At 67.9% G+C, this 12,168-nt stretch carries 12 protein-coding genes; 7 read left to right on the top strand and 5 right to left on the bottom strand.

Annotated features, from left to right (window positions below; genetic code table 11):
* Positions 1–9: 9 nt before the first annotated feature.
* The 3 genes from ACPEH8_RS08240 (at position 10) to tkt (ending at position 3,947) form a co-directional block, all read left to right on the top strand.
* Entirely contained in the window at positions 10–1,338 is a 1,329-nt protein-coding gene (locus tag ACPEH8_RS08240; RefSeq protein WP_136002989.1) for a dicarboxylate/amino acid:cation symporter, read from the top strand.
* A 78-nt stretch (positions 1,339–1,416) separates the two neighbouring features.
* The gene (locus tag ACPEH8_RS08245) at positions 1,417–1,839 is read left to right on the top strand and encodes a hypothetical protein (protein ID WP_037591313.1); all 423 of its coding nucleotides are present in this window, start codon (positions 1,417–1,419) and stop codon (positions 1,837–1,839) included.
* A 98-nt stretch (positions 1,840–1,937) separates the two neighbouring features.
* Complete coding sequence (gene tkt, locus ACPEH8_RS08250) at positions 1,938–3,947, top strand: transketolase (RefSeq protein WP_017356319.1); 2,010 nt, start codon at positions 1,938–1,940, stop codon at positions 3,945–3,947.
* Between the two features lie 114 nt (positions 3,948–4,061).
* Here tkt and ACPEH8_RS08255 read toward each other — a convergent pair whose 3' ends face one another.
* Both ACPEH8_RS08255 and ACPEH8_RS08260 read right to left on the bottom strand, forming a co-directional pair.
* Positions 4,062–6,008 carry an acetyl-CoA hydrolase/transferase C-terminal domain-containing protein gene (locus ACPEH8_RS08255; protein ID WP_166473389.1) on the bottom strand — a complete coding sequence of 649 codons (1,947 nt, stop codon included), beginning with the start codon at positions 6,006–6,008 and terminating at the stop codon, positions 4,062–4,064.
* A gap of 31 nt (positions 6,009–6,039) precedes the next feature.
* Positions 6,040–6,597 carry a flavin reductase family protein gene (locus tag ACPEH8_RS08260; RefSeq protein WP_017356321.1) on the bottom strand — a complete coding sequence of 186 codons (558 nt, stop codon included), beginning with the start codon at positions 6,595–6,597 and terminating at the stop codon, positions 6,040–6,042.
* 118 nt (positions 6,598–6,715) lie between these two features.
* Here ACPEH8_RS08260 and ACPEH8_RS08265 point away from each other — a divergent pair, with 118 nt between their 5' ends.
* Genes ACPEH8_RS08265 through ACPEH8_RS08275 form a run of 3 tightly spaced genes read left to right on the top strand, consistent with a single transcriptional unit; the run spans position 6,716 to position 8,824 of the window.
* Entirely contained in the window at positions 6,716–7,081 is a 366-nt protein-coding gene (locus tag ACPEH8_RS08265; protein ID WP_136002991.1) for a BlaI/MecI/CopY family transcriptional regulator, read from the top strand.
* Complete coding sequence (locus tag ACPEH8_RS08270; RefSeq protein ID WP_153164710.1) at positions 7,074–8,255, top strand: TonB family protein; 1,182 nt, start codon at positions 7,074–7,076, stop codon at positions 8,253–8,255. Before ACPEH8_RS08265 ends, ACPEH8_RS08270 begins: the two co-directional genes overlap by 8 nt.
* A complete protein-coding gene (locus ACPEH8_RS08275; protein ID WP_153164709.1) occupies positions 8,252–8,824 on the top strand; it encodes a hypothetical protein in 573 nt (190 codons plus the stop codon). Before ACPEH8_RS08270 ends, ACPEH8_RS08275 begins: the two co-directional genes overlap by 4 nt.
* 19 nt (positions 8,825–8,843) lie before the next feature.
* On the opposite strand, the gene ACPEH8_RS08280 is transcribed toward ACPEH8_RS08275, so the two are convergent.
* Positions 8,844–9,656: an MBL fold metallo-hydrolase gene (locus ACPEH8_RS08280; RefSeq protein ID WP_423666486.1), complete on the bottom strand. Its 813-nt coding sequence runs from the start codon at positions 9,654–9,656 to the stop codon at positions 8,844–8,846.
* Between the two features lie 9 nt (positions 9,657–9,665).
* Complete coding sequence (locus ACPEH8_RS08285; protein ID WP_017356073.1) at positions 9,666–10,490, bottom strand: S1/P1 nuclease; 825 nt, start codon at positions 10,488–10,490, stop codon at positions 9,666–9,668.
* A 97-nt stretch (positions 10,491–10,587) separates the two neighbouring features.
* Between ACPEH8_RS08285 and ACPEH8_RS08290 the strand changes: the two genes are divergently transcribed.
* The gene (locus ACPEH8_RS08290) at positions 10,588–11,283 is read left to right on the top strand and encodes an aspartate/glutamate racemase family protein (RefSeq protein WP_136002996.1); all 696 of its coding nucleotides are present in this window, start codon (positions 10,588–10,590) and stop codon (positions 11,281–11,283) included.
* Between the two features lie 161 nt (positions 11,284–11,444).
* Here ACPEH8_RS08290 and ACPEH8_RS08295 read toward each other — a convergent pair whose 3' ends face one another.
* Positions 11,445–12,074: an OmpW/AlkL family protein gene (locus ACPEH8_RS08295; protein ID WP_017356071.1), complete on the bottom strand. Its 630-nt coding sequence runs from the start codon at positions 12,072–12,074 to the stop codon at positions 11,445–11,447.
* Positions 12,075–12,168 lie beyond the last annotated feature (94 nt).

A 12,168-nucleotide genomic window follows, 5' to 3' on the forward strand; every position in this document is an offset into this window, starting at 1 on the left:
AGCCGTTCGATGACTGAGGCCGCAAAGACCAGGCAGACGCTGCCATTGCACTGGAAAATGGGCATTGGCTTCGGCATCGGCCTGGTGCTGGGCCTGATCGTGCACGCCCTGGCGCCGGTCGTTCCGGGCATGGGTGACGTGGCGAGGGTGGTGATGGCCTGGGTCACCACGCCCCTGTCCAGCCTGTTCCTCAACCTGATCTTCATGCTGATCGTGCCGCTGATCTTCTCGGCGCTGATCATGGGCGTGTCGGAGATGGGCGATATCCGCGCGCTGGGCCGGATCGGCTGGAAAACGCTGGCCTATACGGTGGTGCTGTCGGGCATCGCGGTGGGCATCGGCCTGGTGCTGGTCAACGTGCTCAAGCCCGGCGCCGGCGTGGACCCGCAGGTCGCCGCGCAGATGCTGTCGGAGAACGCCGAGCGCAGCAGGGAGATCGTCGCCGGCATCCATGAAACGCCCAAGGGCATGGACATGCTGCTGTCGATCGTGCCGAGCAATGTGCTCCAGGCCGCCTCCGACAACGGTGCCATCCTGTCGCTGATGTTCTTCGCGCTGATGTTCGGCATCGGCATGGTTCTCAGCGACGACGACAAGGTTGCCCCGCTGCGCCGCGCCATCGAAGGCGTGTTTGAAGTCTCGATGACGCTGATCAACCTGGTCATCCGCTTGGCGCCCTACGCAGTGGCCTGTTTCATGTTCAACCTGGCCACGTTGTTCGGGCTGGAGTTGATCGTGCGCCTCGGTGCCTACGTGGGCGTGGTGGTGCTGGCGCTGGGTCTGCACATGGTCGTGACGTACGGGACGGCGGTGTGGCTGTCGGGCCGCTCGCCGCTGTCGTTCTTCCGCGATACGCAGGAAGCGACGGTGATGGCCTTCTCCACGGCCTCCAGCAATGCCACTCTGCCGACCGCGCTGCGCGTGGCCGACCAGATGGGCCTGCCGCAGCGGGTATCGCGCTTCGTGCTGACCGTTGGCGCCACGGCCAACCAGAACGGCACCGCGCTGTTCGAAGGCGTGACGGTGATCTTCCTGGCCCAGTTCTTCGGCGTGGACCTGACCATCGGCCAGCAGATCATGGTCATGGCGGTGTGCATCCTGGGCGGTATCGGGACCGCCGGCGTCCCGTCGGGCTCGCTGCCGGTGGTGGCGATGATCTGCGCGATGGTGGGGGTCAATCCGCTGGGCATCGGCCTGATCCTCGGCGTGAACCACTTCCTGGACATGTGCCGCACCGCGCTGAACGTCACCGGCGATCTGGCCTTGACCACGCTGGTGGCCAAGGGCGAGACCGAGGAACCGCCGCCGGCGACGGCGGGACGCGTCACCGGCGATTGAACCGCCGCCAGTCACGATGGGATACTCCACCGGCGCATGGAAGGCGCCGGGATCGGCGCCGTGCGGAAAGGAGCCGAAATGAGGATTTCGCATCTGCTGGCCACTGGCCTGGCCCTGCTGGCGTTCGACGCCAGGGCTGACACCCGGACCTGTGAGACCCACGCCAGTACCACCGGCAGTTTTGCTGCCGGTCGCCAGTTCTTCACCTGGGACGTGGTGCCCGACGTTGCGCCGGCCGAAGCCCTGCGGCGGATCCAGGCCGAGGGCCTCAAGTCCGGCCTGAAGGTGGGCCGGCTGGACCCCGAGCTGGGCTCGGTGACCCTGGAACAGACCGCCCCGCTGGCCGACCGCCAGGTGACCCTGCCGGTGAACGTGCTGGTGGAAGGCGAGGGGGACGGCGCCCGCATCACCGTCAGCAAGACCCTGCCCGCCGGTTATGCCACGCGCGAGGACCTGCAGCGCAGGGCCATGTGCGCGTTCATCGACGCCGCGCGTGGCTGAGGGCGCAGTCCGGGCGTGACCCGGACTGACCCCACCGGTCGTCTGTGGGACAATGGGCAGCCCGCAGCTCCGCGGGAGCCTCCTGATCCCACAGAACCATGACGCAGCCTACCCGCCGCCAGTTGGCCAACGCCATCCGCTTCCTTGCCGCTGATGCGGTCGAAACCGCCAAGTCCGGCCATCCCGGCATGCCGATGGGCATGGCCGATATCGCCGAAGTGCTCTGGAACGATTATCTCCGTCACAACCCGAACAACCCCAAGTGGTTCAACCGCGACCGCTTCGTGTTGTCCAACGGCCACGGCTCGATGCTGCAGTACGCGCTGCTGCACCTGAGCGGCTACGACCTGCCGATCGAGCAGCTCAAGCAGTTCCGCCAGCTCGGCAGCAAGACCGCCGGCCACCCGGAACGCCACGAAACCCCCGGCGTGGAGACCACCACCGGTCCGCTCGGCCAGGGTCTGGCCAACGCGGTGGGCTTCGCGCTCGCAGAGAAGCTGCTGGCACAGCGCTACAACCGTCCCGAACACGAGATCGTCGACCACCGCACCTGGGTGTTCCTGGGCGATGGCTGCCTGATGGAAGGTGTGTCCCACGAAGCCGCCTCGCTGGCCGGTACCTGGGGCCTGGGCAAGCTGGTCTGCTTCTGGGATGACAACCACATCTCCATCGATGGCAACACCGAAGGCTGGTTCACCGACAACACCCCCGAGCGTTTCGAGGCCTATGGCTGGAACGTGGTGCGCGGCGTCGATGGCCACGATCCGGACAGCATCAAGTCGGCCATTGACGAGGCCCTGTCGCAGTTCGACAAGCCGACCCTGATCTGCTGCCGCACCACCATCGGGTTTGGCTCGCCGGGCAAGGCGGGCAAGGAATCCAGCCACGGCGCGCCGCTGGGCAAGGACGAGCTGGAAGCCACCCGCAAGCAGCTGGGCTGGAACTACGGTCCGTTCGAGATTCCGGAAGAGATCTACGCCGGCTGGCGTGCCGGCGGTACCGGCACCCTGCGCCAGGCCGAGTGGGAACTGCAGTTCGACAAGTACGCCGCGCAGTTCCCGGCCGAAGCCGAGGAGCTGATCCGTCGCTCGCACGGTGAACTGCCGGCCGATTTCATCGCCAAGGCCGACGCCTACATCGCCCAGGTCCAGGCCGACGGTCAGACCATCGCTTCGCGCAAGGCTTCGCAGCTGGCGATCGAAGCGTTCGCGCCGCTGCTGCCGGAACTGGTCGGCGGTTCGGCCGATCTGGCCCACTCCAACCTGACCCTGTGGAAGGCGAGCAAGTCGGTCGCCACCGACGACCCGAACGCCAACTATGTGTATTACGGCGTGCGCGAGTTCGGCATGACCGCCATCGCCAATGGTCTGGCCCTGCATGGCGGGTTCATTCCGTTCGATGCCACCTTCCTGGTGTTCAGCGACTACGCCCGCAACGGCGTGCGCATGAGCGCGCTGATCCCGGCGCACGCGATCCACGTGTACACGCATGATTCGATCGGCCTCGGCGAAGATGGCCCGACCCACCAGCCGGTGGAGCACCTGGCCTCGCTGCGCTACATCCCGAACAACGATGTGTGGCGTCCGTGCGATGCGGTCGAGTCGGCGGTCAGCTGGAAGTCGGCGATCACCCGTACCGACGGTCCGAGCTGCCTGGTGTTCAGCCGCCAGAACCTGCCGCACCAGCCGCGCAGCGACGCGCAGGTTGCGCAGATCGCGCGCGGTGGTTACGTGCTGGCCGACGCCGAAGGCGGCGTGCCGGACGTGATCCTGATCGGTACCGGTTCGGAAGTGGGCCTGGCCGTGGCGGCCAAGGCGGAACTGGATGCCGCCGGCATCAAGACCCGCGTGGTGTCGATGCCGTCCACCGACGTGTTCGAGCGCCAGGATGCCGCCTACCGCGAATCCGTGCTGCCCAACGCCGTGCGCAAGCGCGTGGCGGTGGAGGCCGGCGTCACCGGTTTCTGGCGCCAGTACGTGGGCCTGGACGGTGCGGTGATCGGTATCGACACCTTTGGTGCCTCGGCCCCGGCCGATGCGCTGTACAAGCACTTCGGCATCACCACCGAGGCGGTGGTGGCCGCGGCCAAGGCGCAGCTGGCCAACTGATCGCCGTCGGGTGATCCCGTGAACGCCGAGCCCTGCTCGGCGGCTGCAAACGGAAGGCCGGGCATTGCCCGGCCTTCTGCGTTTCTCCCGGCGTACCGGGCAGGTGAGCAGCGCCTACGCGGTACGCGCCAGTCCCAACCGCACCAACCGTGCTTCGATCCGTTCGCCGATGTCCTTCGGCGCCTCCAGCCCCATGCGCTGCAGATACACCGCGTCGCCGTCACCGGCCGGCTGCATGATCGCCGCCAGGACCGTGCGAAGCTTGGCCGCGCGCGTCTGCGTGTTCTGTTTCAGCCAGCCCAGCGCCTTGACCAGGTGCTGCTCGACCTCGGTGAAGTCGCTGCCCAGCGGGTAGTCCGGCAGCAGTCCGGACTGGCGGAACGGCGCCAGTGCCGCGCTGACCGCCGTGGCGGAATTGCGCTGCCAGGCCGGCGGTGCGGCAAATCCCGCAGCCAGCTTCTTCGCGGCTTTGGCCTGGTCCAGCAGTGCCGCCTGGAAGCGTGCATCGGTGATGCCCGCCATCGCGATCACGCAGTCCTCGTCGGTCATGTTGCGCAGGTCGGCAATGCCGTACTCATTGATGTAGAGGTCGCGCAGATGCCGCGGGATAGTGGTGTGGCCGTAGTTCCAGCGCACGTTCGACTGCAGCACGCCCTTGTCCTCGCGCGTGGCCCGGAAGATCAGCGCACTGCGCGCGCCGGGCAGGGCATGGGCCATCGCCACGAAGTTGTACTGCCCGCCCACGCCGGAGACCACGCGTCCGTCTTCCAGCGCATCGGAGACGGCCGCGCCCAATGCGGTGGCCATCATGCAGGAGTTGAAGAAGCGCGCATCGCGGCGTTGCATCCGCTCCAGCGTCTCATCGCCGCCGTAGAGCTGGTTGATCTCGCTGATCCGACGCATGCCGATCGCACGACGTTCGTCATCGGGCAGGTCGCGCAGCCACTCGTAGAACTCCGGCGAGCCCAGGTAGAAGGCGCCGTGCAGGTACTCGCCTTCGGCGTCGAGAGTGGCGTAATCGGTGGTCCAGGCGGTGCCATTCTCGATCCGCTGCAGCAGGGCCAGATCGTCGTGCACCTTGCGCCGGATCACCCCGGTCTGGACCAGCCGGCGGAAGCCTTCGTTGAGCATCTCACTGCAGCCGTACAGGCCGATCTCGAACGGCTCCAGCCCGCCGGAGGCGAGCACGCTCGGGTGCGTGGCCAGGTCGGGATCGAGCGCCTGCAGGATCTGCCGATAGCGCGCGTTGTCGGTGTGCCGCAGTACCAGCGCGTGGCTCAGCGCATCGGCCAGGGTCCCGATGCCGATCTGCAGGGTGCCACCGTCGCGCACCAGTGCACTGGCATACAGGCCGATGGCGTAGTCGGCATCGCCGACCGGTTGACGCGGCAGGCCGAACAGATCCGGATATGGCCCGGGCGGCGTGATCACCAGATCGAAGAACGACACATCCACCGTGGCCGAGCCGGCCAGGTAGGGCAGTTGCGGATCGATCTCGGCGATCATCAGCGGGCGCGGCAGCCCGCGCGCGACCATTGCATCCAGGGTGTCCTGGGTGATGTCGTTGTTGCACGACAGCGACAGGCGCCGGTCGTTCGCACGCATCGCCACCTTCTGCACGATCGCATGCGGCGCGCGCTGCGCCACCGCATCGGCGGCGTGGGTGTAGTTGAGGCTGGTGTAGCTGCGCTGCGCCTGCGACGAGCCCAGCATCGCGCCTGACTGCATGTAGAACTCCTCCACCTGCACATGGTCGGGCAGGCGGTCGCGCGCCATCGCATCGGCATAGGCCAGGCGCGGGAAACCGGCGCCGAAGTGGCGCTCGGCAAACGGTCCCATGAAGCGCGCTTCCAGCCCGGCACCGCCGCGTGGCGGGTTCAACGACAGTGCGGTGTACAACTGCAGCGGCCGCGAGGCATCGTTCTCCACGCGCGCATACAGGGCATTGAGCAGGCGGTGCGGCTTGCCCAGCGCCAGCGGGGCACCCACGCGAAGGGGGCCGTCGACCCGCTGCAGCAGCCAGTCGACGGCGGCGTCCAGGTCGGTCAGGTGTTCGGTCATGCGGCGCGTTCCTGCGAAATCATGCGGGCCATTACAGCATTTCGGGGTTGAACAGACGGCGACGGGAGACCTCGGCGCCGGAGACCATGAACTGCCCATCGCCGCGGTAGTGCACGGTGCGCGGCAGTTTCGGCGAGCGCGCGACGTGCGCCTTGACCACCTCCCAGATGAAGAGGCCATGCCGGCTGATCTGGCTGCGGTCGACCAGCCGGCACTCGAAGCTGGCGTGGCATTGCGCGATCAGCGGGGCGGCCACCACGCTGCCGGGCACGGCATCCAGGCCGAAGTGCGCGAACTTGTCGATGTCCGCGCCGCTGCTGTTGCCGATTCCCACGACCGTATCGAGCAGTGCGGCAGTGGGCACATTGATGACGCATTCGCCGCTGCGGCGGATCAGCCCGAAGCTGTGGTTGCCGCTGGAGATCATGGTCGCCAGCCGTGACGGGGTGAATTCCAGAACCATGTGCCAGCCCATCGTCATGATGTCGCGCTGGCCTTTCCACGCCGAACTGACCAGCACCACCGGCCCGGGTTCGAGGAAGCGCCGCACCTCGGCGACGGGGAAGTCCACTTTCCGATAGCGTCTCATCGGCGGCTCCACGGGGAATCGCCCGATGCTGGCAGCGTGCGCATGAACCGGTTGTCGAAGGGCTTGACACCGGATTCGATTACGGGCGTAATCGGTTTGTCGATTACGGATGTAAATGATGAGCCAGATCAGCGAAGCCGAAGCCGTGGTAATGGACGTGTTGTGGCGCAACCATCCGCTGGGCGCCGACGAGGTGGTGGCCGCCCTGGCCGATCGCGACTGGGCCGAGCCCACCATCAAGACGCTGCTCAATCGCCTGCTGACCAAGGGGGCCATCAGTGCCAGCCGCGACGGCCGCCGCTATCGCTACTCGCCCGTGCTGCAGCGGCAGGCGTGGGTGGCCGAGCAGAGCGAGGGCTTTCTCGGGCGTGTGTTCGACGGGCGCGTGGCGCCGCTGGTGGCGCACTTCAGCCAGCGTGGCGAGCTGAGCGCGCAGGACATCGCCGACCTCAGGAAGCTGATCCAGGAGCTGGACCATGACTGAGCTGCTCAACGCACTGTTGCAGGCCAGCGTGTGGCTGTCGGTGGCCGTGCTGGTGCTGGCCGCGATACGGCCGGTGCTGCTGAGGCTGGGCGGCGCGGCGCTGGCGTACCGCGGCTGGTGGCTGCTGCCGATGCTGCTGGTGGTGCCGTACCTGCCGTTGCCGAACCTCCCGATCACCGGGTCCGCGCCGGTGAAGGGGGTGGCGGCCGCGCTGCGCGCACCGGATATGTCCGCCGATACGCCGGTGTGGCCATTGCTGCTGTTTGCCGCGTGGCTGGCCGGTGCGCTGGCGATGGCCACGGCCAGCTGGCGTGCGCAGCGCCGCTTCGAACGGGCGCTCGGCCGCCTGCAGCCGCGTGTCGATGGCAGCTGGCAGGCGCAGGGCGATCCCGGTCTGCCGGCGCTGGTGGGCCTGTGGCGGCCGCGCGTGGTGGTCGGCCCGGATTTCGAACAGCGCTTCAGCCCTGCCGAACAGGACCTGATCCTGCGCCACGAACACAGCCACCGGCGGCATGGCGATCCGTGGGCCAATGCGGCGCTGGCGGTACTGCGCTGCGTGTTCTGGTTCCATCCGCTGCTGCCGTGGACCGTGCGCCGCCTGCTGCGCGACCAGGAACTGGCCTGCGACGCGCGCACGGTCGATCCGCATCCGGCCCTGCGCCGTCTTTATGCCAACGCGCTGTTGAAGGCGCAGTTGGCCCACCCGGTTGCGCCGATGGCATGCCACTGGCGCAGCCAACCCATGTTGAAGGAGCGTATTGCCATGCTGAAGCAGCACAAACGGAAGGCGTTGCCGTGGTTGTCCGGGCAGGTACTGGTGGTGGGGTTGTGCGTGGGGCTTGGCGGGATCGCATGGGCCGGGCAGGGTACCGGTGCCGCACCAGTGCAGGTGAATGCCAAGCCGAAGGAGATGGCAGCGCCGCAGTATCCGCGCAGCGCATTCGAACAGGGCGTGTCGGGCGAGGTGCTGCTGCGCGTGGAAGTGGATGCGCAGGGCAGAACCGGCGACATCCGGGTGTTGACGTCGACGCCGGCCGGCGTGTTCGATGCGGCCTCCATCGCCGCGGCGAAGCAGTGGACCTTCGAACCGGCGCTCCGGGACGGCAAGGCGGTTGCCACGGCGCTGAAGATACCGATGTCGTTCAAGCTCGACGACACCGGCCCTGGCCAATGAGGCATGCCCTGGCACCGCTGCTGGTGTCGGTGCTGGTGACCGGCGGCTGCGCCGGTCACGACCAGCTCACCACCGTCGATACCCGCAGGGAAAACGTGGATCATCAGCGGCTGAACGTGGACGGCGCCGACGGGGGTGCCGGGCAGGTGCAGCCGTACACGCTGAAGGCAAGCGAAGGCTACCGCATGCCGCAGCTCTATGCCGCGCCCGATCCGGTGGTCGGCGACCGCGATCCGCGCCGCGCACTCGCGCCGACCACGATCTGCCTGCAGGTGGTGGTGGATGCCGAGGGCCGGGTGGAACGCAGCCTGCCGCTGACCGATCGCGAGTCGTGCAATGCCGCCACCGCGGCAGAGAACACGCCCCTGCTGGACGCCGCGCAGGCGGCGGTGGCGCAGTGGCGCTACTCGCCCGCAGCGGTGTGCCACTATCCCGCCGGCCAGGTGCCGAGTGATCGGGGCGATTGCACAGGGGCCGAGCGCATCGAGCCGGTGCCGGTCAGCCTGCTCTACGCGTTCACCTTCGAGATCGTGAACGGACAGCACACGGTTCGCCGCCAGCGTCGTTGAGCGCCGGTGGCGGCAGGGCTCAGGTGGCGCGTTGCGGGCCGCCCTGCAGGTTCGCCTTCACTGACGGATGCATCAGCTTCGGCTCGGCCAGCGTCGCATCGCGGGCCTGTCGTGTGGCGACGAACTCGGCCAGGCTGACATTGTCACGCAGGTGGATGTTGCGCGCGCGCTGGTCGCCGATGGTGGTTTCATTGGCGACCTCGCGCCCACCCGGGCCGTAGTCGTGGCAGATGAACACGCGGGTGGCATCGGGCAGGGCGAGCAGCCGCTGGATGGAACAGTACAACTGGGCGGCGTCGCCGCCCGGGAAATCACAGCGTGCCGTGCCGCCATCGGGCATGAACAGCGAATCGCCGGTGAACAGCGCATCGCCGATGCGGTAGGCCACGCTGTCGCTGGTATGGCCCGGCACCGCGATGACCTCGGCGGCGATGTCACCGAGCGCGAAGCGCTCGCCATCGGCGAACAGATGGTCGAACTGCGAGCCGTCGGTCGGCACGTCCAGTGCATAGCGTGGGGCGAACGTTCGCTGCACCTGCACGATGCCCTGGCCCATCGCCAGCGTGGCCTGTGGCCAATGCGGTTTGAGCCAGCGGCCGGCGCTGATGTGGTCGGCATGGGCGTGGGTTTCCAACAGCCAGCGCACCTGCAGGCCGTGCTCGCGCACATGTGCAAGCAGCGGCTGCAGCGGCCCGGCACCGAGCGCGTCGGTGTCCGGATCGTAATCCAGCACCGGATCGATCACGGCGGCCTGCCGCGTCGCCGGGTCGTGCACCACGTAGCTGAAGGTGTGGCTGTCCGGATGGAAGAAGCTGGCGACGTGCGGTGTCATGGGGGTGCCTCAGCGTTTGCCCAACGTGTCATTGAGCAGCACGGCCAGGCGCTCGCCGGCCAGGCGCAGCTCACGCTCGGCGACCGGGCGGTAGGTCGCGGCATACGACGTGGGAAGCGTACGCCTGTCCGGGTAAACGCCGGGTGCAATGGCGATGCGGCAGCTGGCTTGGGCCCATTGCACGGCGTCGCGGTCGATCTTCGAGCGCTTGTCCACCTTCGGCGCGGGCAGTGCCATCAGGCGCGCCAGATACTGGTCATCGTCCAGCTTCAGCGCATTGAGCATGCCGCTGTCCCACAGCGAGTGCAGGTTGGTACCACGGTTGTTGAACTGCACCTGGAAGTCGTTGCCGCCCTTGTCGTGCCCGTAGCCGGCATGCATCGGCTGATGGATGTCGCCGGCGAAATGCACAACGAATTTCAGCGCCTGCGCGCGCTCGGCATCGGGACGGGTGCGGTCGGCAAGGATGGCGGTCTGCGCCTTCAGTGCCTCGACCACGCAGTTGCCGCCCTTGCAGTGCTTCTGCACGGCGTAGCGGCAATCGTCTTCACCGATGTTGACGTAGTGCCAGCGCGCCGAACGGCGGCCCAGGCCGGGGTCTTTGGCGCGCAGTTCATCGGCCCAGGGGGCGATGGCGTGCAGGGTCGGGTCGGGCTCGCCGGCCAGCAGACGGTCGACCTGCGCCTTGGCCTGCGGGGTGAGGCGGACTTCGGCGACGCGGGCGACAAGGCGATGGCCTTGTGCGCCCCAGGCGAGGGCATCGGTGGAAACGGCGGTGAGGGCCAGCGCGAGGGCGGCGGCCGGAAGCAGGGAGGCGATGTTCATCGGCTGCATTCTAGCGGGCGCGTCCACCGCCGGGTTTGCCCGGATCTGGCCGGCCGGCCGTCAGGGCGGGTAGGCTGGGCGCTGGCCAACCACGGGAGCGGCAGCGGTGCAGAAGGTCCTGGGCTTGATCGGTGGCATGAGCTGGGAAAGCTCGGCGCACTACTACCGGATGATCAACGAGCAGGTGCGCGACGCCCAGGGCGGAATGCATTCGGCGCGCCTGCTGATGTGGTCGTTCGATTTTGCCGACATCGAGGCGCTGCAGCGGGCCGGTGACTGGGCCGCGGCGACCCGCGCGATGGTCGACGTGGCGCGTCGTCTGGAAGCGGCAGGTGCGACCGCCATCGTGATCTGCACCAACACCATGCACCTCATGGCCGATGCGGTACAGGCGGCCATCGGCGTGCCGCTGCTGCATATCGCCGATCCGGTGGGCGCGCTGATCCAGGCGGCGGGCCTGCAGCGGGTTGGGCTGCTCGGCACCGCGTTCACGATGGAGCAGGACTTCTATCGCGTACGGCTGGCCGAACGCTTCGGTCTGGAGGTGCTTGTGCCCGAGGCGGACGACCGCGCCGTGGTCCACCGGATCATTTACGACGAGCTGGTACAGGGCCGGGTCCTGCCGGCATCGCGCGACGCCTATCGTGGGGTGATGCAGCGGCTGGTGGAGCGGGGCGCGCAGGCCATCATCCTGGGCTGTACCGAAATCATGCTGCTGGTCACCGACGAGGACGCCACGGTGCCACTGTTCGACACCGCCGCGCTGCACGCGCAGGCGGCAGGGCGTCACCTGCTGGACTGACGGGGGCTGCGGGGCTGCCGCGCTGGACGGCAGCCGGGTAGAACCCGGCTCTACGGGGCTGCGGCGACGGGGGAACCCGGCAGATAAAAAAATCCCCGGCCGGAGCCGGGGAAAGCGCTTTGCTGCGAGGGGTGTTGCGCGGTGGGGTTCCGATCCGCCGATCAGAACTTGAATACGTAGGACACGCCGTAGGCCAGCGGGTCGATGTTGACGGTGCCGATCTTCTCGCCATCGAGCTTGACCCCGGTGTCGATGTCGATCCAGCGCACATCCACACGCAGCGAGCCCTTGTCGCTGACCGCGAAGTCCACGCCGGCGTGCGCGGCCAGGCCCCAGGAGTCGTCCAGCTTCAGCGAGCTGCCGGCCAGCGCGCCGCCGGTTTCCTCGCTGAAGAAGGTGGTGTAGTTCAGGCCGGCGCCGACGAACGGCGAGACCTTGCCCTTGCTGTTGAAGTGGTACTGCAGCGAGACCACCGGCGGCAGGTGCTTGGTGCTGCCCACGCGGCCCAGGCCGGCGATGTTGATGTCGTGCTTGAACGGCAGCGCGGCCAGCACCTCGATGCCCAGGTTGTCGGCGATGAAGTATTCGCCGGTGATGGTCGGCTTGATGTCGTTGTCGACGTCGACCTTCAGCGTTCCGCCGGCCAGTGCGCCGTTGTTCGACTTCGGGGCGACCTGGTGCACGCCGGCACCGATCGTCCAGTCGCCCTTGGACTGGGCCATTGCGGGGGCGGCGGCCAGCGCCAGGGCGGCGGCCAGGCTGGACAGCAGGAGGGGGGCGGTCTTGCGCATGAGGGTGTCTCGTTGCGGGGTGGAATGGAGTGGGGCCAGTGTTCCCCTCCGTGCCCGCCGGCGCCTTGATTCTGATCAATCCCCGGTTCGCGGT

The sequence above is a fragment of the Stenotrophomonas sp. NPDC077461 genome (assembly GCF_049545475.1).
GTDB lineage: Bacteria > Pseudomonadota > Gammaproteobacteria > Xanthomonadales > Xanthomonadaceae > Stenotrophomonas > Stenotrophomonas nematodicola.